17 protein-coding genes are annotated in these 21,779 nt (G+C 47.4%); 8 read left to right on the top strand and 9 right to left on the bottom strand.

The genetic code is table 11. From position 1 onward, the window contains the following. Nucleotides 1-120: 120 nt before the first annotated feature. Both tkt and D082_RS11270 read left to right on the top strand, forming a co-directional pair. Nucleotides 121-2,133 carry a transketolase gene (tkt, locus tag D082_RS11275; protein WP_028947577.1) on the top strand — a complete coding sequence of 671 codons (2,013 nt, stop codon included), beginning with the start codon at nt 121-123 and terminating at the stop codon, nt 2,131-2,133. 156 nt (nt 2,134-2,289) lie between these two features. Beyond that, a complete protein-coding gene (locus D082_RS11270; RefSeq protein WP_028947578.1) occupies nt 2,290-3,117 on the top strand; it encodes a hypothetical protein in 828 nt (275 codons plus the stop codon). Between the two features lie 551 nt (nt 3,118-3,668). Here D082_RS11270 and trmD read toward each other — a convergent pair. The 6 genes from trmD to D082_RS11245 all read right to left on the bottom strand — a co-directional run bounded on the left by trmD (nt 3,669) and on the right by D082_RS11245 (nt 7,963). Further along, a complete protein-coding gene (gene trmD / locus D082_RS11265; RefSeq protein WP_028947579.1) occupies nt 3,669-4,370 on the bottom strand; it encodes a tRNA (guanosine(37)-N1)-methyltransferase TrmD in 702 nt (233 codons plus the stop codon). A 10-nt stretch (nt 4,371-4,380) separates the two neighbouring features. After that, on the bottom strand, nt 4,381-4,554 hold the full coding sequence (locus tag D082_RS18755; RefSeq protein WP_193386661.1) for a hypothetical protein: 174 nt from the start codon (nt 4,552-4,554) through the stop codon (nt 4,381-4,383). 209 nt (nt 4,555-4,763) lie between these two features. After that, entirely contained in the window at nt 4,764-5,849 is a 1,086-nt protein-coding gene (locus tag D082_RS11260; RefSeq protein ID WP_028947580.1) for an ATP-dependent 6-phosphofructokinase, read from the bottom strand. Between the two features lie 119 nt (nt 5,850-5,968). Then, nucleotides 5,969-6,640: a phosphatase PAP2 family protein gene (locus D082_RS11255; RefSeq protein ID WP_028947581.1), complete on the bottom strand. Its 672-nt coding sequence runs from the start codon at nt 6,638-6,640 to the stop codon at nt 5,969-5,971. A 60-nt stretch (nt 6,641-6,700) separates the two neighbouring features. Then, a complete protein-coding gene (gene holA / locus D082_RS11250; RefSeq protein WP_028947582.1) occupies nt 6,701-7,702 on the bottom strand; it encodes a DNA polymerase III subunit delta in 1,002 nt (333 codons plus the stop codon). Nucleotides 7,703-7,768: 66 nt separating this feature from the next. Then, complete coding sequence (locus D082_RS11245) at nt 7,769-7,963, bottom strand: hypothetical protein (protein ID WP_028947583.1); 195 nt, start codon at nt 7,961-7,963, stop codon at nt 7,769-7,771. 153 nt (nt 7,964-8,116) lie between these two features. Between D082_RS11245 and D082_RS11240 the strand changes: the two genes are divergently transcribed. Then, complete coding sequence (locus tag D082_RS11240) at nt 8,117-8,539, top strand: hypothetical protein (protein ID WP_028947584.1); 423 nt, start codon at nt 8,117-8,119, stop codon at nt 8,537-8,539. Between the two features lie 185 nt (nt 8,540-8,724). Here the strand turns inward: D082_RS11240 and D082_RS11235 are convergent, their stop codons facing one another. The 3 genes from D082_RS11235 to D082_RS18105 are packed head-to-tail and all read right to left on the bottom strand — an operon-like array spanning nt 8,725 to nt 13,247. Then, a complete protein-coding gene (locus D082_RS11235; RefSeq protein WP_028947585.1) occupies nt 8,725-10,071 on the bottom strand; it encodes a hypothetical protein in 1,347 nt (448 codons plus the stop codon). 9 nt (nt 10,072-10,080) lie between these two features. Next, the gene (locus tag D082_RS11230) at nt 10,081-10,653 is read right to left on the bottom strand and encodes a hypothetical protein (RefSeq protein WP_028947586.1); all 573 of its coding nucleotides are present in this window, start codon (nt 10,651-10,653) and stop codon (nt 10,081-10,083) included. Then, entirely contained in the window at nt 10,653-13,247 is a 2,595-nt protein-coding gene (locus D082_RS18105) for a dynamin family protein (protein WP_081857647.1), read from the bottom strand. The genes D082_RS11230 and D082_RS18105 overlap by 1 nt, the downstream gene beginning before the upstream one ends. A 238-nt stretch (nt 13,248-13,485) precedes the next feature. On the opposite strand from D082_RS18105, the gene D082_RS11220 reads away from it, so the two are divergent. The 5 genes from D082_RS11220 (at nt 13,486) to D082_RS11200 (ending at nt 21,722) form a co-directional block, all read left to right on the top strand. Further along, nucleotides 13,486-14,070: a TIGR04376 family protein gene (locus tag D082_RS11220; RefSeq protein ID WP_028947587.1), complete on the top strand. Its 585-nt coding sequence runs from the start codon at nt 13,486-13,488 to the stop codon at nt 14,068-14,070. A gap of 104 nt (nt 14,071-14,174) precedes the next feature. After that, the gene (locus D082_RS11215) at nt 14,175-19,256 is read left to right on the top strand and encodes a WD40 repeat domain-containing protein (protein WP_028947588.1); all 5,082 of its coding nucleotides are present in this window, start codon (nt 14,175-14,177) and stop codon (nt 19,254-19,256) included. A gap of 16 nt (nt 19,257-19,272) precedes the next feature. After that, on the top strand, nt 19,273-20,820 hold the full coding sequence (gene cobA / locus D082_RS11210) for a uroporphyrinogen-III C-methyltransferase (RefSeq protein ID WP_051738826.1): 1,548 nt from the start codon (nt 19,273-19,275) through the stop codon (nt 20,818-20,820). Continuing rightward, nucleotides 20,801-21,295 (top strand): hypothetical protein, encoded by a 495-nt coding sequence (locus D082_RS11205; protein WP_028947590.1) that lies wholly within the window; start codon nt 20,801-20,803, stop codon nt 21,293-21,295. The genes cobA and D082_RS11205 overlap by 20 nt, the downstream gene beginning before the upstream one ends. A 97-nt stretch (nt 21,296-21,392) precedes the next feature. Then, on the top strand, nt 21,393-21,722 hold the full coding sequence (locus D082_RS11200) for a hypothetical protein (RefSeq protein WP_081857702.1): 330 nt from the start codon (nt 21,393-21,395) through the stop codon (nt 21,720-21,722). The last annotated feature ends 57 nt before the right edge of the window (nt 21,723-21,779 follow it).

Genomic DNA, 21,779 nt, shown 5'->3' with positions numbered 1-21,779 from the left:
CACCGAAAAATTTCCCGAACCGTGGGAAGATGGTAGCAATTTGGCCTGCCTTGGCCCCTACCATTGCCGCCCCTCGGTGGATATTGACCCAATTATTGTTAGTTTATTTTTCCAAACATTATGGTCGTTGCTACCCAGTCCTTAGACGAACTTTCTATTAATGCCATTCGCTTTTTAGCCATCGATGCCATCGAAAAGGCCAAGTCTGGCCACCCTGGCTTACCAATGGGTGCGGCGCCCATGGCCTTTACCCTCTGGAACAAGTTCATGAAGTTTAACCCAAAGAACCCCAAGTGGTTCAACCGGGACCGCTTTGTGCTTTCCGCTGGCCATGGCTCCATGTTGCAGTATGCCCTGCTCTACTTAATGGGCTATGACAGTGTGACCATCGAAGACATTAAACAGTTCCGTCAATGGGAATCTTCTACCCCTGGACACCCGGAAAATTTCCTCACCGCTGGGGTAGAGGTGACCACTGGACCTCTGGGTCAAGGCATTGCCAATGGTGTTGGTTTGGCGTTAGCAGAAGCTCATTTGGCCGCCACCTACAACAAACCTGATGCCACGATTGTGGACCATTACACCTATGTGATTCTGGGAGATGGTTGCAATATGGAAGGTATTTCTGGGGAAGCCGCTTCCATTGCTGGTCATTGGGGTTTGGGTAAGTTAATCGCCCTTTATGACGATAACCATATTTCCATTGATGGTTCCACTGATGTGGCCTTCACCGAAGATGTGAGCAAACGCTTTGAAGCTTACGGTTGGCATGTGCTTCATGTTAAGGATGGCAACACAGATTTGGCAGCGATCGCCAAGGCCATTGAGGAAGCCAAGGCCGTAACCGATAAACCTTCCATGATCAAAGTCACCACAATCATTGGTTATGGTGCGCCCAATAAATCTGATACCGCCGGCATCCACGGGGCCGCGTTGGGCACCGACGAAGTGGCCGCCACCCGCAAAAACCTGGGTTGGGACTACGAGCCCTTTGAAGTACCCCAGGAAGTGTTGGATTATACCCGCAAAGCCATTGACCGGGGAGCCAGCTACGAAGCGGAATGGAACCAAGCCTTTGCCCAATATAAAACCAAATATCCTGCTGAAGCAGCGGCCTTTGAACGGCAACTGAGCGGGGCCTTACCGGAAGGTTGGGACAAAAATCTGGCTAGCTTTACCCCTGACCAGAAAGGTTTAGCCACGCGAAAATATTCCGAGGAATGTCTCAATGCGTTGGCCCCCGTATTGCCTGAATTAATTGGCGGTTCAGCGGATTTGACCCACTCCAACTTGACCGAACTTCACTGCTCCGGGGATTTCCAAAAAGGCCAGTACCAAAACCGAAACGTCCACTTTGGGGTACGGGAACATGCCATGGGAGCCATCTGTAACGGTATGGCCCTCCACGGTTCCGGGTTACTGCCCTTCGGTGCTACATTTCTAATCTTCACCGATTACATGCGGGCCGCCATCCGCCTTTCTGCCCTTTCTGAGGCAGGGGTAATTTGGGTCATGACCCACGATTCCATTGGCCAAGGGGAAGATGGACCCACCCACCAACCCATTGAGGTGTTGGCCTCCCTGCGGGCTATTCCCAACTTGACGGTTATTCGTCCTGCCGATGGCAATGAAACTTCTGGTGCCTACAAAGTGGCGATCGCCAAAGCCAAGGACCATGCCCCCACCCTGTTGTCCCTGACCCGGCAGGCAGTACCCAATTTACCTGGAACTTCCATCGATGCTGTGGCCAAAGGTGCCTACACCATTGTTGATTCCGAAGGCGCTCCTGAGTTAATCTTGATAGGGACAGGTTCCGAATTGCAACTTTGTGTAGCCGCCGCTGAAAAGTTGGCCGCCGATGGCGAAAAAGTCCGGGTAGTTTCTATGCCCTCTTGGGAACTGTTTGATGCCCAGGACGCCGCCTACAAAGAATCGGTGTTGCCTAAAGCTGTCACCAAACGCCTTTCCGTAGAAGCCGCCACCAATTTCGGTTGGCATAAGTATGTCGGCACGGAAGGAGATACAGTTAGTATTGAAACATTTGGTGCTTCGGCGCCCGGTGGAGTTTGCCTAGAGAAATTTGGCTTCAGTGTTGATAATGTGCTGACCAAAGCCAAAGCTCTTCTGGGGTAATCCATCTGTCTCAAGCTTAAAACTCCTCACTGTCCCCTCGCCTCATTGTTAGGGGGCTTTTTTTTGCCCAGAAAAGATCGGCTAGCATGAAAATTTAACCGGGGCGATACCTTAAAATAAGGTAAACAACTGTGAAGAAACTTAAAGAAAAACTATATGGCCGTTCCTTTGCCGTCCCCCGCCACTCGTCTCAGCAAAAATTTTGTCTGGTTTTTTGCGGTTAGTCTATCCCTAATGCTGTGGTGGGTTCCGCTGGCACCGGCCCAGGCGGTGAACAATCCTGAATTATTACCCTCGGAAAAAACCCCAGTGGTGGACTTGGCCAACTTTTTGCCGGAAATTCAAGAAGCCCAGTTAATTGATGATTTGAATAGCTTTGAGGTAGAGACGGGTTGGAAATTGCGGGTGTTAACCCAATATGACCGTAGTCCTGGGCGAGCAGTGATTCCTTTTTGGGGCCTAGACGATAAAAGTATTTTATTGGTGGCCGATGCTAGGGGGGGCAATTTACTAGCCTTTAGCATTGGGGATGCGGTATATGAGTTGATGCCCCGTACCTTTTGGATTGAGATGCAGGCTCGCTTCGGCAATATGTACTATATTCGGGATAATGGTGAGAATTTAGCCATCACTGAGGCTCTCGAAACAGTTAAAGGTTGTTTGCTCAAAGGCGGCTGTAACGTAGTGCCCGGATTACCCAGGGAGCAATGGATTCTAACCCTAGTAACCTCCATTGTGGGGGGATTAATTTTTGGCTTCGCCGCCATTCCCCGATCGCCGAACCAGACCTTTGCGTGGCAGTGGGTGTTGATTATGTCGCCCCTGTGGGGAATTCTAGTCATCGCCTTTGGCATTGGCCCCGTTGTTACCCGCACCAGTGATTTTTTGCCCCTGTTCCGTAATTTAATGGGCTTTAGCCTGGGGGCGTTGGTGGCTTATCTTTCCCCCATGTTTAGTCAAATTAACAATGATCCTCAAACTTAATTATGGTTAGGAGCAAAGTTTGCCCCACAACTACCAATTACTGTGCTTGAAAGTGGCGATCGCCTTAATTGTGGAGAGTTTGAGCAAATTTATCAAAAGAATGGGTCTAAAAGCTTGTGCTTTAGGACGGCCTAACAAGATGGAGTGGAGGTGGTGACTAACCCCCCCCGAGACGATGGATTCAGACAGCCTAACGGGCGAAGTCCAGTACAACTAGCGGCTCAGACAAATCGGCAGACCGGGAAAAGAGGATAGGGCAATGGGCAGTCCCGCCCTTGGACCAACCCATATGGTCGTTTCTAGTAAGACTGAGACATTCAAATTCACCGAAAAGCTTGTCAGTAAAGACTTAAGCAGTCTCGAAATTATTTGAAATGACTATAACAGTGTTTCTGTTGAAAATCGACACTCAACAACCCTAGGGCTTAGGGGGATAATCTGGGTCGCAAACGTAAGACCATAAAACTAATTGAGAGTAGGGGCAATTGCTACGAAGCAGGGACCTAAATCGTGGGGTTTAGGAATCCCTTTCCTTTACGGAAAGGAGCATATCAACCATTGGTCCCCGACTGTTGACTTTGCCATTTTTGCCACAAATCTGGTCGTCTCTGTTGGGTTCGTTCCTCCTGTTGAGCCAGTCTCCACTCGGCGATCGCCTGGTGATTGCCGGATAATAACACTGGAGGCACGGCCAAATCCCGAAACACTGGGGGGCGGGTGTAATGGGGATAATCCAACAGGTCGGTGCTGAAACTTTCTGCCACTAAGGATGCTTCTTTGCCCACGGTGCCAGGGAGTAAACGGGTGACACCATTAATTAAAGTTAAAGCGGGAATTTCACCACAGGTGAGCACAAAATCCCCCAGGGAAATTTCCCTCGTCACCAGTTGGCAAACCCGTTCGTCTACCCCTTCGTAATGGCCACAAATCAAAACCAATTGATCGTAGTCCGTTAATTCCCGGAACAATGCCTGGTCCATGGGCCGTCCCTGGGGAGTCATTAAAATCACTTCCCGCTTGGGCAGTACTGGTAAGGACTCCACCGCTGCAAAAATTGGCTCTGGCTTAATGACCATGCCCACGCCCCCTCCGTAGGGTTCGTCATCCACCCGGCGATGTTTGTCGGTGGTAAAATCCCTGGGGTTAATCAAATTAACACTAGCGATCGCCTTTTCTAGGGCTTTACCGAGGAGACCAGATTGCAGGGGAGAAGTGAAAAAGTCGGGGAACAGGGTCAGAACGTCAAACTGCACAAAGTTAAAATCAAATTAGATCAAACTGGTGACACACCATACCACAAACACTGGCGATCGCCGTGATCATCAAAGCAACAAAGGGGTCTTGCCCCTGATTAACGGCAAAGGACGTGACAATGCCTGCCCCCAGGGCGGAAACCAAACCTGCGCTGACTAAATCTTTGTTGGGACGATCAAACATAATTTTTAACCCCCACCCCTTAGTTATTGGTTAAATTTGCTAAAGTTATCAAAAAATTTTCGTCTTACAAGGTATCATCCCCCTGGCGAAGAAGGAGGGAAAACGGCGGTTTTTGCAACTAAGCTTTAACATCCGCCATATTTCTTTACAATTGGCCTAGTTTACTGGGGGAACAGCCCCCAGAGGGTCAGCTAAAAACTGATGGGAACTTAATCGTTGCCGAGGCAAATGCCCAATCCCCGGGCAGTTTTTACCAAGGTGCCGTCCAACTCCACCGTTTGATAGGTTTGGATGGCGTCCTCAATGGGCACACTGATAGTCTGACGATTGCGCCAAGCCACCATGTGGTCGAATTTACCTTCCGCAATCAAATCCACCGCCGCCACCCCAAACACACTGCCCAATAGGCGATCGAAGGGGGAAGGAATGCCACCTCGTTGGATATGTCCCAGCACAGTGACCCTAGTTTCTGCCCCAGTACGCTGGGCAATCTGTTCCGCAATGTATTTACCGATGCCCCCATAGCGATCTTCGCCAAACTGTTGAATTTGTTTGACCTGATCGCCCAATTCCGTCCGCACTGCTTCCGACACCATCACGAGGCAAAAGTTTTTCCCCTGGGCCTGACGTTGGCGAATTTTATTGCACACACTTTCGATGCGATAGGGAATTTCGGGAATAAGAATAATATCCGCTCCTCCCCCAATGCCAGCCGCCAGGGCAATGTGCCCTGCATCCCGTCCCATAACTTCTAGTACCATGACTCGATTATGGCTAGCGGCGGTGAAATGGAGGCGATCGAGGGCTTCGGTGGCAATGTTGGTGGCGGTGTCGAAACCAATGGAAATTTCCGTTGCCCCCACATCGTTGTCAATGGTTTTGGGAATACCCACCAAGTTAATGCCCCCCTGTTGGGCAATGCGGCGCAAAATGGCTAAACTACCATCCCCGCCAATGCCAATCAATGCATCTAGTTTCAATTGTCGATAACCGGCAATAATATCTTCGGTGCGGTCCCGTACAGTGCCGTCGGCCATGGGAAAAGCAAAGGGATTGCCCTTATTGGTGGTGCCCAAAAAAGTGCCCCCCATCATTAATAAATGGTCAATGTTATCCCGGTGCAGGGCGATCGCCTTGGGGGGATTTTCCATTAACCCCTGGGTAGCTTCCTGAATGCCGATCACTTCCCAACCGTAGGTGCCAATGGCATGGTGTACCACAGAGCGAATTACAGCGTTTAGTCCGGCGCAGTCTCCTCCACTGGTCAAAATGCCAATGCGTTTAATTTCCCCCATGCTTGTCCTTGCTGATGCTGATATGGTTCTGCCTTATTTGTAGAAGCAAATTGAACCAGTCAAACCCCTTTGTGAGAATTCTTAAAATTGTCCTCAATCCTTAACTAAGCCTTAAACCTTCAAAGATAGACGTCGGGTTTTTCCCGCTTGAGCAAAAATAGACTGATGGTTAACCAAATGAAGCCCACTCCATAGCCGGCCAGAATGTCCGTTAACCAATGAACTCGACAATACATACTGGCAATGCCAATGAAACCCACCCAAAGGGTAGCACCAAGGTAAATTTGCCAACGATATTGGGGAAAGTGGGAAGCTAACAAAAAGGCAAGGTAAAAGTAAAAAACTACTCCTCCCGCCGCATGGCCACTGGGGAAACTCCGACCATCCACATCCACCAGACGGGGCAAAGGACGGGTACGGTTAAAAAAAGGTTTTAACACTTGGTCAATTACCAAAAGGATGCCCAGGGTGGCAAACACTAAATATTTAATCTCCGACCAATAGCGTTTCCAGGCCAGAAAGCCCAGGGTGATGGCGATCATGGTGGCGGTTAGTTCCACCCCAGTACCTTTGTAGACCTTGATCCAAAAAGGGGCCATCTTTTCGGGAATCACTTGACGAAGCCAGTCTAAAAAGGCAATGTCAAAGGCAATTTCCTTCAGGTCGCTTACTTCCCTAAAATTGTGGCCTAGGGCGATCAATAATCCCACGATCGCCAAGCAGGCAAGGAAAGGAACTCGACCGACAATGGTCAACCAGGGGGGCAAAGGAGATTTGGCCGAAGACTTCATTGGGCAAGGTGTGAGAAATGACAATTTTTAAGCATAGGGCCATTTGTCAACGCTGGGATATTAACGACGACGGTGGACAGGTTGGAACAATGAGGATAATTCAATCACCTTAGTTTGTAGGCTGGAACAGGGATCTGCGCCCCGTTTGAGTTGATATTCCAATTCCAGCAACAGGGGCAGAGTTTTGAGCAATTGCCCCCCGGTGATGCCCCGTAGTTCCTTCCGCAGAAAATATAAACGTTTGGGATTACTCAGATCCGCCTGGGCGGCGATCGCCTTATCATCTTTTTCCCCAGCTTCCAAGGCAAGTTTAATCAAAGTCCAAGTGCGGAACTGGCCAGTGAGGGTAGCCAAAATTTTTAAGGCTGGTTCGTTATGGGTCAGTAATAAATCCGCCACCAACTGCAACGCCTGGGCTGTTTCCCCGTCCCGGATGGCCTGGGCCAACTGCAAACTATTTTGGGTGCTGGTGTTGACCAACTCTTCGGCCTGGGGCACCGTTAGAGGGCCGGATTGGCTCTGACTGTAGAGTTTTAGCTTACGCAACTCATTCCAAATTAATCTCGTATCATTACCCAACGCTTCTGCCAAAAAACCTTCCGTTTCCGGCGTTAAGGGTAATTGCAGATCCTGGGCGATCGACTGGATTTGGTGAATTAAAGCTTCGGTGTTCCAGGGAGAAATGAGGGCAAATTCCCTAATGGTGGCGTTATTTTCTAAATATTTAGTTGATTTCAGCCGGCGATCAAGTTTTTTGCTGGAAGTGAATAGTAAATGACAGTCGGGGGGAATAGCGGGAATACTTTTCTGCAGCCTAGCCAGCAAACCATCGTCACAACTTTGTCCCAAGGTGGAATCCACCACCCACACCAGGCGATCTCCACCACCGAAGGGGGGAGTAAGGGCTTGTTCCAGGGCCTGTTGGGTTGCATCGGCCTGTTCCCCAGAAATTTTTTCAAAATTGAATGCTTCCCACTGGGCATCTAAACAGCGTTTCTGTAATTGTTTAACGGCCTGCTGTAGGGTAAATTGGTCTTCGCCCCAATAAAAATAGATGGGCATGGCAACAATTGGGGGATTTCTAGTAAACTTCCCCAAGCTTGGAAAGGGGGCTTGGCAAACGACCTTTTAACGACCTTTGAGGGCCTTTTGGAAATTTTTACGGTAGGCAGGATTGACCAACAACAAACCGGGCCACAGCAGAGCAAGGGAGATGCGGGTTGTCAAGCTACGGTTGAAGTTGGTGTGGCGATAGCCAGAAAGAAAACGCCAGACTCCGCCCACATAAATCACCAACAGAACAAAGGAAGCTAGATATCCCATAATGCTTGAGAAGCTGAGAGTAAAAACTGTGCTCAAAGGCAGTTGCCGAGTTCATTCTAGCAAATTACCCACCACAGCCCGGTATTGATCACGGCGATCGTCTTTTATCCTTAGCCCCAAATCCCAAGTCTCTTTTGTGAGCTGATTTGTATTATGGACATTGGCGAACAGCTTTTGTTGGAAGTGTTGTCGGTCTCTATCTGGTCCCTCAGCATCAGTTTGATTGTGGGAGGCGCCATAGGTTTAATAATTGGGATTATTAAAAAAAGAATAAAATTCATACTACTGCCAGCCATTTTAGGCTCATTTTTAGGCACATTAATCATTGCCTTTATACCTCTTTTTTCCATACCAGAGCTGGTAAATGGGGGTGCCTATGCCGGAGTTTTTGTTTTGCCAACGCTGATAGTTTTAGTTCCCTTTGGCTCCATTGTCAGTGGTATTTTAGGTGGACTCAGTGGTGTATGGACAGCTAATTTACAGATAAAAAACTTCTTTTTTATTACATTTTTTCTGGCCTACTTACTCCTAATTCTTGGAATCCTAATCCGCTTGGTGTTGTTTAAGGCGGGTTAGCTATGCGTAAAAACCGAGATCAAAAATTAATGCCGACGCAGTTGTTAGTGATTGCCATTACAAAATTGAAGCAATTCTTCAAAATCTTACATATTTTAGGCTTCCAGTAAACAACTTTGATACCATCACTTTTCTAATTTTGTTGGCAAGGAAATGATCTTGGGAATAGATATGATAATCCCTTACTATCCTGGTAATAGATAAAGTCCTAGTTCCGCATCTCTATCGGGAAGCAACTCTTTACTACTTTTTACGCCCCGGTCTTGGCACAGTTGGGCAAAGTCTTGCAAGGTATCTAATCGAGCTAATAATTCGCTGAGGGTATCCAAATATTCGGCGATCGCCAGTTGTTTATATTGCCAAGCTTGATTGTAGCGTTCGGAAGCATAGGAAGTTTTATATTCTGCATTAACACTACTTTTTAACCATTGAACCTTGGCAGGATCTAAAAATTGCTCAGATGGGTAAATTGACAAAACTCTTTGTACTCTTTCTTGTGACACATAATCGCTAAATAACGGTGAGTCAAACCGATAAATGGTATTGATTTTTGGGCTTTCATTATTTAACAAAGCGAATGCCCAACGCTCGGCAATCTGTCGGAATTTTGAAACTTCATCACTTAGAAGAGATTTTGCTTCCTGAAATTGCCCAATCTCCATCAATAAATTGGCTTCTGTCGCTGTGGCTACAACCCAACCTTGAATGGCAACATCACTATTTAAAAGCAATTCTGCTTCTACTTCTGGCGTTATTTTTTGGGCTTCACTGCTCAGAAATAATCTAACGTGGGAAGCGGTTTTGATTGCTTGCCTTGGAGATTCATCAGGAAAGCGACTTCTATCATTTAGCTCTGCTTGTAATAATGAAATCTCTCGAATTAAATTTGTTTGGTGAAGATGAGCAACTGCGGCAGCTAACTTCTCTTGCTTTTTACGATTGTCCTGGGTGATTAAGTAGAGGTAAGCTAATTGGCCAGAAATGTTATCGAGACGATTATCAAGATGCTTTAGTCCTTGAATCATAATGCTAAAGCCAGAATCAATTTTATACTTCAAACTGTTTAGATTAGCTTCAACACGATTAAATCCATCGGTCATTGTAGATTGTAAAACATTGATAGACTTTTGCATTTGGTGTAATTTATAGCCCATGTAAGCAAAACCGATTGCACTTACTCCTAAATTTAAAATGCTAGCTCCTGCTGAAAGCTGACTTAATCCCATTACTTTGACTAAATTGTCACTAATACCCGTAATTTTTTTGTCAATTCCCAGCAATTTATGATAATTCATTCCATGCCCAACAATATCGGCAGCAATCGCTCCACTACCTAAAGCAGGATCAACTCCGACTAACATCATTTTATTCGTCAAAGACGGTGATTCTGCCAAATGTTTAACAATATTACCAGCGTGAGGGCCAACGCCTTTAGTCCAGCGAATTACACTACCATAGCGAGTCATTTCTCCAGATACTAAACCTTTAATGATCTCTGGATTATTAAGTAATAAATCAGTGTTGATAATCATAATACTTTCTTAGCGATGGTAAAGATTAAATAAATTTCCAGCTTCTATCCTTAGACGAGGAGATACCTGAATATCGTCAACTAAATTAGGTAATTCACGAAAAGCTCTAATTCGATCAACCTGATTAACTCGTTGATTAAATCGTTCATCATTGTCGTTGAGGTATATCCTGATTAAGTGAATATCGTCATCACACTCTTCTCCTTTTTGAACTTTAAAATCTTGAATTTTATTTGACTTAGATTTGAAAAACAAATTATTGTCTATACGGAGATATTGAGTAGATTCATAGAGTTTTTCACATACAGATCTAGCTAATGGAACAGTTAGTTGCTGAAATAAATTTAGATTTTTGTCTGGATAAATTGCGAGAATTAATGTTTTGGGATTTACTATTTTTTGTGGCTGTGATACAGAGGAAATTTGAATTTCACTGTCTTGACTTTCTCTAAATAAATTATCAGTTCTTCTGTTTTTAAATATTTTTTCTTGGTCGTCATCGGTGGATTCGTAATTTTTATTGTCAGATTTTGGTTGATTTTCTATTGATATTATTTCATATCCAAAAAGCGTGATTTTCATTATCGTAAAATCTCCTTTCTTAATTCAAGTAACTGATGAAATTTAGGTTGAATAATTTCTAATAATTTTTGTTGTTGTTCTAAATTCAAATTAAGTGAATTTTGTGTTTCGTCTAAGCTTATTTCAGCAAAATCTAAAACTTCATTGCTAATGATTTCAAATTGTTCAATAGATTGATCGGCATATTGAGACATCCAAATTTTTAAAACGTCTAATAATGCCATTTTGTCTGACTCAACAGCATCTGACCATTGCCTGGCCATCACAATAGGTTTAGGGAAGGCAAATTTACGGTATTCTACATCTTTAAAAATTTTACGCTCTTTCTCTTCCTTTTCAGTATATTTAACTGGACGAGTGCTGGTGCGGGTAGCGTCTTTCTTAAAAAAGAATAGGAATTTTTTCTTGTAGGTCTCTGTATATTGCTCATAGCGAGTTTTCTGCACATCAACATAATATGATTCAGTGCCAGCAAATTCTTTTTTCTTGTCTTTAGATTCTACAAATATTGGTTCTGAAATATTAAATATATCTTCAGGCAATGAAGAAAATTGGCTACTATTTTTAGTTTTATTTTTCCAGTCTGCTAAGATACTCTGTTTAATAGGAAGTTCGATTTCATTAAAAATTGAACATAGTTCCTGGATGTAGTTATCAAAAAGCTTCTCAACAAAACCTAGTAGTTTGGGTTCCTGAGCCTGAATTAAAAATTCTGTTTTTTCCCTAATGGCTTGATCCATATTTTCATATAACATCAAGATTGTATGTTCATCTTCTCTTAACTTTTCTATGGCTTGCTGATCAGTTATGGGGATAGATTTTATCATTAAATCATCTTCTAGCTTATAATCACCAATTAGTCTGCTCACAGTATCGTAAGAGCGAGCAAGGCTTTTGGCGAGAGGTGGGCTAAGAAAATTATTAAGCTCATCTTCTAAATCATAGGATGGTTTGTTAGATTCAAAAGCATCCAATAATTTCGTTATCAATTCTTTATTTAGCTCTGACTGAATATATTTAATTGCGACATTCATTTCCATTAAAAGTTTGCCATTTGAACTTTCATTTCTAAGAGTAGTAAATATACTAAGGTCATCGTCATTGTTGATAGATGCAAGAGCTGGATTACTATATGAAAGCCCAATCTTAATTAAATCTTCAATAAAATCATTAATTTCATTGATAAAAAAAATCTTTTTTTCTTGCAATTGTTCTTTCAATGTAGGACGCTTTTCTTTTATTTGCTGAATTTTTAGTTCAATTTCTTCATTGCTTCCTTTAGTAGCTTCAAGCTTTAAATTTAATCTCTCAATCACAGCATCACTACTGACATAAACATCCATTAATATCGGATTGACTACCAATTCCTCAAAAGAATTATTAATTCTTGACCGAATACAACTCCATAAACTATTCCCGCCACTCCAAAGTAAAGCATACTTCACCAATGTCTGCATCATTTCGTCAGTAATCTTTTTTTCTTCCCTAACCCGATCTTCAATGTAACGAAACCACGATTTTAAATCCTGATTTTGCAAGAGAATTTTTTTAAAAGTGCCCTTTACTGGTAAAGGTGTTGAAGGTTTTTTACTTTTCTCAATTTCTTTTGTTATCAAACTAGAACAATCAGAAAACATTGCTCTTAATCGTTTTAATCGTTCAGTCTGAGCAACCAAAGATGACCCTTTAAGGTTATTAATCCCCCAAGCACATTGAGCTTGATACAAGATGTTCGCACTAAAGGGAATGATGTCAGGATATTCTGAAAGTTTTAGATTTTCTTTGATTTCTTGGCTTAGCTTAGTAATTCGACTTTCTAAGGGAATATCATCTGATTTACGATTATCAACCCGATTTAAAATAAAAATCATTGAGTCTGTTTTGCCGTCAAAATAATCAATAATCTGTTTTAATTCTCCCAACAATTTCTGACGATGCACTTCATCAACCTGTCCATAATCCAGTGCAACTAGACAAAAAGCCTTACCGACAAGGGATTGAATCACCTGAAGATTTCCCCGATCTTGGATAGACTTTAAACCCGGTAAATCCACAAACTCAATCGCTAACCCTTCCGGTAGTCCTGATAATTCCCGATCACAAGCAGGCAAAATCGGTAGCCTTACTTCAATTTGGGGCGCAATATAGTCTGCTTTTCTCCTCACCTCATGGTAAGTATGCATTGTGCGTTGAATGCGGTCATAAATTTCCTCATCGCTCAAACCAGACCATTCCCCCGTTTCCCAGGCCGCTCCTTCAGTCTCCTCAATCTTTAAATGACTACCCTGACCATGCTTAATACGTAAAACTCCGCCGCTCATCTCCCCCGCCTCAATGGGCGCAATTCGTCGGCCAATCAAGGCGTTAACAATCGTTGACTTGCCCGAAGACGTTGTGCCGATCATCGCAATCCGTAAACTGGGATTAGCCAAATCATGCACCGCCTGATCGTAGGCCCTGCGAAAATCTGCCAAATCCTGCTTAAGCTTTTCATCCTCAAACACTTCTGGCGCAACCCCCACCAGATCAGAAATGGCATTGCCCAACTCATCCAACCAGGAACGGGCTTGACTTAGCTTTGCTTCAATATTCATCTTGTACCTGTTCCAACGCCGGAAAGCTCAGATTTAAGCTAGTTTGTCCATTAGGGTAAAGCAGATTTTAGAGAAAAAAACCCTTGGTACATAAATTTTTGTGAAGTTTGGCGATCGCCTCAAAGTAGTCAAGATCTTGGTTGCTGAGCAGTGATAGGAGAAGGAAAAACAGGGTATCTTGAAGTAGGGCAAAGCCTTTAGGCGCACCTACATTGATTTTTTTGGGAAGATTGTAGCGATGGGCGTGTTTGATGATGTCGGCCGTTTTTTGGAAGACCGTCTAGAAGAGTTTTTACACAACAACCCCCATCTAGAATTGGAGGCCCTGTTGGAGCAGTTGAAGGAACAGGAAGCCGATGCCCGCCGCCTATTGGTGGACTTGGAGCGCAAAAAACAGGATCAGGAAAATCAAATTTTGAACCTCGCCCAAGATATTCAAGCCTGGCACAGCCGCATTCAACAGGCCCAGGTTGCGGGGAGGGAAGATCTAGCCCAGAAAGCCCAGGAAAGGGAAGCAACATTACTGCGCCAGGGCAATCAGGTCTGGGGGCAACGGGCCGGAACCGAACAACGCATTAGCCAAGCCCAAAATTTGCTCAAGGAAATCCAGCAACGGCAAAAGGAAGTGGCGCAAAAAGCTAAGCAAGTGGCCGCCCAGCAAAAAGCTTCTGAAGCCCAAAGGAGAGCGGCGGATACCATGGGCTGGAACCAGGGCAATACAGGGGAAACCTACCATCGAGAGCTAGACCCCCTGGAAGCGGAGTTTAAAAAATGGGAAGTGGAAACGGAACTGGATCGGCTCAAGCGGAACGTAAGCCGCTAGATCGGGCTATCTCTGCTGTGCCATTTTCCCATTAGACAAAAAAATATTCCTAACCAGCTAGCGCTGAGTGGCAAACTTCCCCATCAACCACCACACTCATACCGATGACTGCCATGTTATCCTGCCTCACCCAGCAACAAGAACTTTTGCGGTCCCTCGCTGACCGGGTTGGGCAACGGGCGACCCAGGACGATCTTTATTTTTGCCTAGCGGGGCAGTTCACCTGGGTGGAAGATTGGTACTCGACGGCGATCGCCGGGGAAATCCTCATTTTGGATGCGGGGGAAAAGCAACAACTATCAAGGGTGTTGCAGCAATGGGAACAGTTTACGGGGCAAGTGATTTTAATTACTGGCCTGACGGAGGAACCGGATCCCCAGGCATTTTTGGCCCAGCTTGCCTCGGTGAAACAACAACGCTGTGGGGAAAAACATTTCCATTGGGTGGTGCTGGTGCCCCCCGCCATTGAAGAAGCTTTTCGAGGTCTGCAAACTTTTTTGGACGGCAAAAGCCATTGGCTGGATCTACGGTTGGGGGCCGGGGATTTGGAACAATGCACCGATGAACTGTGGCAATGGATTTGGCGAGAACCTTCCCCCTTTGCACCGGAACAACGTCAGCAAATGCGAGCGAATCTATCTCCTTGGTTAGCGGAAATTGTTGACCAAAAAAAGAATCTGGAGCTAGAACCCATCAGCATTCTCCAGGCCAAATTATCCCTGTTGCAGGGTTTTGCCCGGGAAAGCCAAGGGGAAGTGGGTAGAAAACAAGCCCGATGCCACTACCAAGAAAGTTTAGATGTGTGGCAACTTCTGGGAGATGGGGAACCAATTATTTGGCTGAGCCTGCGGTTAGCTTACCTTTACCTACTCCAAGCCTATGGGGAAAAAAGCCGTGGTCACCAACTTTGGCAACAAACTCGTCACTATGTCGCCACGGCGATCGCCGTTCTGGAAAATCAACAATGGCGCTTTGCCAATGGGGAAATTTTAAAGGTGGCAGGGGAAGTGCTGCGGGGATTGGAAGATTGGGAACAAATGCGGCAGATGGCAGAAAACTGTCTAATTTTTTTCTATCAACTGTCCCCCTTTGCCGCCACGGACACCACCCCAGAACGGAATGAGGATAAACCCTGGACAGAGCTGGAATTACAGGGGTTAATTTCCCTGGCCTATGGTTATCTCTGTGAGGCGCTGGTGGAACAATGGAAATTTGACGAAGCCAAGGAAGCCCTAAAGCGAGCCTTTGAAACCCGCCCTAAACAAGCCGAAACCCAGGATTATCGCCCCTGTTTAGCAAATTTGCACTATCTCAGTGGTCGGGTGCAATTGGCCAATGACCAAATCAAAGAAGCTCTCATCACCCTGCGCCAGGCCCAAACCCTGGTGTCCTTTGACGATGACCCCCGTCTTTCCCTAGCTATTCTGGTGGAATTGCGGGAATGCTATCTACAGTTGCAGGACTGGCTGGGGGCATTGGCCATTGACCAGGAATATCAAGGCCGGGAATATCGTTTGGGAGAACGGGTGTTTATTGGCCCCACCCCTCTGCCCTGTTGGCCAGAACAACGCCTTTGCCGCCATCCCCTCGCCCCGGAAAAAATCCTTGGTGGAACGGTGCCCACTCCTAAAGCTCCGGAAATAAAAACAAATATTTCCTCTACCTGGCATGGATTACAACAAGTCTGGACCCAGAAGCCAATGCCCGTCTTGGTGCTGACGGGGGAACCGGGGGGGGGCAAAACCTCTTGGCTGGCTGGAGAAGTGATGCAACAAATGTCTCCGGAACGGGTAATAAGACTGGAGTTTAGCCCCAGTTGGGCAGAAAAATTGTGGGCTCATCTGGGGGAGCGTTTCAGTCTCCCTTCCCTGGGCCAAGTCACAGCTCCAGCATTGCTCTCTACCCTAGAAGCCTTACCCCCGCTGGATCTGCTCCTAATTTTGGATGGGGATAACGGTACCCTGCCCTGGCAACAAAATCTGTCCCTCCGTCGGCAGGAACTGGCCCGGGCACTCTGGCAATGGCTGTTGACGATGGCTCCATCCCAGGGAGTACGTTTATTGATCTCTCTACCCCCCACGGCGATCGCCGATCTTTATACGGAGTTAAAGGGACAATTGGGGGAAGAACAATCTTTGCCGCCCCTGCAATATCAAACCATCCCCCCTCTCACTTTGGGGCAGGCGGAAGCCTGGTTAGCCCAGGCCATGGCCCAATCCCGCCATCCTTGGCCCCCCAGCCTACAGTCTCAGTTTTTGGGGGACCTAGCCATAGATGCCGGCTGGGAGCAGGAACCCTGGCTCCACCCCATTGATTTACAACTGTTGGGAACCGTATTAGAACAGCAACAAATTACTAAATCGGCGGATTACCAGGGTAAAAAAACCGACGAATGGCTCACCCTAGCCATCCAAACATATCTAGCCTTTCTGCCGCCCAATTTACTCAAAAAGGCTCTGCAATTGCTAAAAAATTTGGCCGATGGCGAGCAAACTCTCTGCCTTAAGACCGTCGACCAACTATTGATTGCCCTCTATGTCCCAGATAGTTCGGAAGGGGAAACCAGCCCCCAATTCGCCCAGGGAGACATCCAAGAACTGCAACTGCTGCTGGTACTGCTCTGCCGTGGTCGGTTGGTCAGTGTAATTTACCAAGGCACCGTGGCCTATTACCGCCTCAGTACCCCCCATTTAGCCCACGCCCTCCGGGGAAAAGCAATCGTGCTTCCCTCCTCTGCGCTCCTTAGTGCCGGCTGCCGGGGTAGTAAATCCAACCCCAATGCCCTTCCCCCCTCCCCTGGCGATCGCCAACAGGAAAATGAAGACCTAGTGGCGGCATTGGAAGCTGGCCCCAGTGCGGAGGAACAGGTGACAGCCCAAAAGCTCAAGGCGGCCCAGTTGCAGTACCAAAAACTAGTGGCCGGTATCAACTTGGAGAAAAAATGCCAGTTTATTTTCAAACAATTTGTTAGTTACCCCCTAGAAGCCCTATTAGCAGCGGTTAAAACTGGCCAGGAATTGCAAAAGTTGATCACACCGGAAACCTCCCTCGTGGAATATCCTAGTTTAGCCCCCTGGCTTTGTCTCCACAGTATCCTTGGCCAGATCAACGAACATAATCGCTGCCAACATGAAGCCCCCGTCACCGGCTTGCGTATTAGTCCTCCCATTGCCAATGCCCCCCCCCTATTGCTCACCGCCACCAACAACGGGCTGGCCTATCTTTGGTCTTTCCATGGGGAATTGATTGCCGTTTTGCGGGGCCACCAGGGAGCTATTACCGCTGTGGATTGGAGTGCCGATGGCCAGTATTTTGCCACTGCGTCCGTTGACCGCACCGTTAAACTTTGGCAACGCCACGGCCAAGAAATTGCCACTCTCCAGGGCCACGAAGATGGGGTAAGGAGCGTCCATTTTAGTCCCCATCATCAATTTTTAATCACCGGCAGTCGGGATAACACCGTTAGGCTCTGGAACTTTGCTGGGGAACAACTTACCCTCTGTCAGGGCCACACCAATTGGGTCCGTAATGCAGAATTTAACTGCCACGGCCAAATTTTGCTATCCGCTTCCAGGGATGGCACTGCCCGGTTGTGGGATTTGGAAGGTCGGGAAATTGGCCTTTGTCAAGGTCATACCAGTTGGGTCCGCAATGCCCAATTCAGTCCCGATGGACAATGGATCCTCACCGGCTCCGCCGACGGCACTGCCAGAATTTGGGATCTGGGGGCCCAATGTGTTGCTGTTTTGAGGGGACACCAAAACTGGGTCACCAATGCCCTCTGGAGTCCTGACGGCCAGCATATTATCACTGCTTCCAATGATGGTACTGCTAGGATTTGGAGCGCCCAGGGTAAATGTTTGGCTATTTTGCGAGGCCATGACCATAGCATCCACTCCGCTCGCTTCAGCTCCGACGGCGAAAGGGTAATCACCTGTTCCACCGATGGCACCGCCCGACTTTGGACCCATGGGGGCAGTGTAATCACCATTCTCCGGGGTCACCAAAAGGATATTTATGACGCTGATTTCAGTGCCGATGGTCGCTATATTTTCACTGTGTCCGCCGATCAAACGGCCCGGCAGTGGGATATTGCCCCGAAAAATATCATTGTCCTCTCCGGCCACCGCCATTGGGTCCGCAATGCCCATTTCAGTTCCAAAGGCGATCGCCTGTTGACGGTTTCCCGGGATAAGACAGCCCGTTTGTGGACCATGGACGGGGAATGCTTGGCAATATTGGCGGATCACCAAGGCTGGGTGCGGGAAGGGCAATTTAGTCCCGATGGGCAATGGGTGGTAACGGGCTCAGCGGATAAGACGGCTCAACTATGGAATGTCTTTGGCAAAAAGTTGACCACCCTGCGGGGGCACCAGGATGCAGTGTTGAATGTGCGCTTTAGTCCCGATAGCCAATACATTGTCACCGCTAGCAAGGACGGCACTGCCCGGGTTTGGAACAATACTGGGCGAGAATTAGCTGTGTTGAGGCACTACGAAAAAAATATTTTTGCCGCGGAGTTCAGCGCGGATGGCCAGTTTATTGTCACAGCGGCAGATGATAATACAGCGGGCATTTGGGAAATTGTTGGCCGGGAAGTGGGTCTGTGCCGGGGCCATGAAGGTCCAGTCTATTTTGCCCAATTTAGCCCGGATAGCCGCTATGTCCTGACCGCTTCGGTGGACAATACCGCCAGGATTTGGGATTTCCTTGGCCGTCCTCTGGTGACGTTGGCAGGACACCAAAGCATTGTTTACCAAGCTCAATTTAGTCCCGATGGGGATTTGATTGCCACTGCCTCGGCCGATCATACCGCCAGGCTCTGGGATCGTAACGGTAAAACGGTGGCGGTGCTATATGGTCATCAAAGTTTGGTCAGCACCGTTAACTGGAGTCCCGATGGTCAAATGGTGGTCACCGCTTCCAATGATGGCACCGCTAGGCTGTGGGATCGTTCTGGGCGGGAATTAATGACCCTGGAGGGCCACGGCAACTGGGTCCGCTCGGCGGAATTTAGTCCCGATGGCAATTGGGTGTTGACCGCTTCTGCCGATGGTACAGCCCGTCTTTGGCCACTGAAAACTTTACCCCAGTTATTAGACCAGGGTCGACAATGGTTGAAGGATTACCTCACCCATAATGCTTTGGTGGCCACGGCCGATCGCCCTAATCCCAATGTGATTTAGCTTTTTGTGACTAGCTATGGATAAGTGTTCACTGCCGTTGTCTCCCCCGGCCAAGGTTTATCTAGTGGGGGCGGGGTTGGGACCGGTGGCCTACCTAACCCAACGGGCGATCGCCGTTTTAGCTGGGGCAGAGGTATTAATTTATGACGCTCTGGTGGCACCGGATGTATTTGATTTACTCCCCTCGGATTGTGAACGGATTTTCGTCGGTAAACGGGGGGGACAGCCCAGCACTCCCCAGGACAAGATTAATCAGTTATTGGTGGACCATTACCGCCGGGGCAAACGGGTGGTACGGCTCAAAAGCGGCGATCCCTGGATTTTTGGCCGCATTGTGCCGGAACTAGAAATTCTGGTGGCCTACCATTGTGCCTACGAAATAATACCGGGTATTTCTTCGGCGATCGCCAGTGCGGGACTAGAGGGAATTCCTTTGACAGCCAAGGATAGCGGGGCGGGTTTTTTTGTCATGGACGGCCATGATCCCCAGCAATGGTCCTGGCCTTTGTTGGCCCAGTTACCCACTTTGGTTATTCTCATGGGCACAAAAAATCTCCCCCTGTTGGTACAGGAGTTGCTCCAAGCTGGGAAGGCTGCGGACACCGCCGTGGCGGTAGTTAAAAATGCCGGGCGCATTGGGCAGAAAACCTGGGGGGGAACCCTAACTGATATTGTGGAAAAAACCCAAGGACAGCCCCTGGCCCCGGCGGTGATTGTCATTGGCGATGTTGTTAATCAAAGGATTGCCCCCGTTTTGACTCCCCTGCCCTTGGCCCACAAAACTATTTTGGTTACCCGGGCCGCTGACCAAGCTAGCCAGTTCACTGAACTTTTACAACAGCAAGGGGCTAATGTGTTGGCCATGGCCGCCCTGGAAATCATTGCCCCTAGCCATTGGCAACCCCTCGACCAGGCGATCGCCAAGTTGGGGAGTTTTGACTGGTTAATCCTCACTTCCGCCAATGGGGTAGAGTTCTTTTTTCAAAGACTGCAACACCATGGTTTGGACAGTCGGGCTTTGGCAAAGTTAAAGTTGGCCGTGGTAGGGAAAAAAACGGCCCAAAGCTTAGAAAAATTTGGCATCAGGCCCGATTTCATTCCCCCGGATTTCATTGCCGATGCCCTGGTGGAGCATTTTCCCCAATCCCCCGCCGGGTTAAACATCCTCTTTCCCCGGGTGGAAAGTGGTGGTCGCCCCCAATTAGTCCAGGACTTAAGGCAAAAAGACGCATTGGTGACGGAAGTGCCCGCCTATCAGTCGGCCTGTCCGGCCCAAATGCCCACAGCAGTATGGCAAAGTATCGTTAATCAAACGGTGAATGTGATCACCTTTGCCAGTTCCAAAACCGTCAGCCATTTTCGACAACTATTAGCCCAGACTAGCCAAGCTAACGGTTATCAGGATTGGCGTCCCTTGATTGACCATTGCCAAATCGCTTCCATTGGCCCCCAAACTTCCGAACGTTGTTTCAAGGAATTGGGGCGGGTGGACATTGAAGCAACGGAGTACACCCTAGAAGGCCTAACCGGGGCCATTATTGATTATGTTCACCAAAATCCGTGACCTTAGCTCTCCATGGCCATTGATAACGGCCATGGCCGCCCTGGGGGGGATACTGTTTGCCCCCATCGTCCGTAGCCAAGAGACAATTTTTCAGGAAAGTGTCCAAAGCCAAACCACTTTTGTGGCCCAGCAATGCTCTGTCAAACTGACCGATCCCAGTGAAGAAATGGCCATGGACTGTAACCAGCTTTCCATCACGGAGGGGGACGGCACCATTAATTTCCACTATGACAATGGCGATGTCATGGGTTTTTCCTTCGTGCTGGAATACAATGACGCTCCCATACTGCTCAATGGCAAAATCAACAACAATCAGTACAATGTCATCGGTACTTTTCTCTGGACTGCGGAAGATGGCATTGTAGATGAAACTTTAACGGAGGCCACCGGTAACTGTCGGGCCACCCCAGCTCAGGTGGTTTGCCAGGCCACCATTGACAGCACCATGGAGGTGGAGGCGGTGGTGGATTTCTAGTTTTCCCCGTTAATCTTAGAGAACTTTTAAACTTATTTCCTTTATTCCTTGCGCTTTGTCCCTGATCTTGCGTAGTTACACTGTTTCCTTGGTTGAGGTGTTGATGAAATGTTGGTTAGCGGCGGCGGATTTACTGGTCATTGCCGCTGGGGATTTACCAGCTTACAAAAAAGGCGGTTCCATTGTCCGCAATAACTACTTTTGGGCTTTACAGGCGATCGCCTGCCATAGTGGACGGGGCAGAGATTGGGAATTTGACGAGGCGGTATGGGTTGCCCTCGGGAGACTGTTACTGTTTTTCCTCAATTCTGGTTACCTAATGACGTCGGAAACCCTGCTGGAATTTCCCTCTGATCAAGCTATTCCCCCTAGCCTCCTTTCAGTGGCCACCTGGCAAGAACCAAGGGAACATGGGGATCAAGGATGATTTTTTGCGGCTAAATTGGGCTGAGAGAGCGGGTTTTTCGCTTTTTTTCGAATTATT

The sequence above is a fragment of the Synechocystis sp. PCC 6714 genome, from assembly GCF_000478825.2.
In the GTDB taxonomy this organism is placed as follows: domain Bacteria; phylum Cyanobacteriota; class Cyanobacteriia; order Cyanobacteriales; family Microcystaceae; genus Synechocystis.
This window is presented reverse-complemented; position numbering and strand designations above follow the sequence as displayed.

Excerpts from the sequence above, each read along its gene's own strand:
- D082_RS18755 (WP_193386661.1), bottom strand. The coding sequence starts at position 4,554 with ATGTTTGATCGTCCCAACAAAGATTTAGTCAGCGCAGGTTTGGTTTCC.
- D082_RS11230 (WP_028947586.1), bottom strand. The coding sequence starts at position 10,653 with ATGAAAATCACGCTTTTTGGATATGAAATAATATCAATAGAAAATCAA.
- D082_RS11245 (WP_028947583.1), bottom strand. The coding sequence starts at position 7,963 with ATGGGATATCTAGCTTCCTTTGTTCTGTTGGTGATTTATGTGGGCGGA.
- D082_RS11235 (WP_028947585.1), bottom strand. The coding sequence starts at position 10,071 with ATGATTATCAACACTGATTTATTACTTAATAATCCAGAGATCATTAAA.
- cobA (WP_051738826.1), top strand. The coding sequence starts at position 19,273 with ATGGATAAGTGTTCACTGCCGTTGTCTCCCCCGGCCAAGGTTTATCTA.
- D082_RS11260 (WP_028947580.1), bottom strand. The coding sequence starts at position 5,849 with ATGGGGGAAATTAAACGCATTGGCATTTTGACCAGTGGAGGAGACTGC.
- D082_RS18105 (WP_081857647.1), bottom strand. The coding sequence starts at position 13,247 with ATGAATATTGAAGCAAAGCTAAGTCAAGCCCGTTCCTGGTTGGATGAG.
- holA (WP_028947582.1), bottom strand. The coding sequence starts at position 7,702 with ATGCCCATCTATTTTTATTGGGGCGAAGACCAATTTACCCTACAGCAG.
- D082_RS11270 (WP_028947578.1), top strand. The coding sequence starts at position 2,290 with ATGGCCGTTCCTTTGCCGTCCCCCGCCACTCGTCTCAGCAAAAATTTT.
- D082_RS11215 (WP_028947588.1), top strand. The coding sequence starts at position 14,175 with ATGACTGCCATGTTATCCTGCCTCACCCAGCAACAAGAACTTTTGCGG.
- D082_RS11255 (WP_028947581.1), bottom strand. The coding sequence starts at position 6,640 with ATGAAGTCTTCGGCCAAATCTCCTTTGCCCCCCTGGTTGACCATTGTC.
- D082_RS11205 (WP_028947590.1), top strand. The coding sequence starts at position 20,801 with ATGTTCACCAAAATCCGTGACCTTAGCTCTCCATGGCCATTGATAACG.
- D082_RS11240 (WP_028947584.1), top strand. The coding sequence starts at position 8,117 with ATGGACATTGGCGAACAGCTTTTGTTGGAAGTGTTGTCGGTCTCTATC.
- tkt (WP_028947577.1), top strand. The coding sequence starts at position 121 with ATGGTCGTTGCTACCCAGTCCTTAGACGAACTTTCTATTAATGCCATT.
- D082_RS11220 (WP_028947587.1), top strand. The coding sequence starts at position 13,486 with ATGGGCGTGTTTGATGATGTCGGCCGTTTTTTGGAAGACCGTCTAGAA.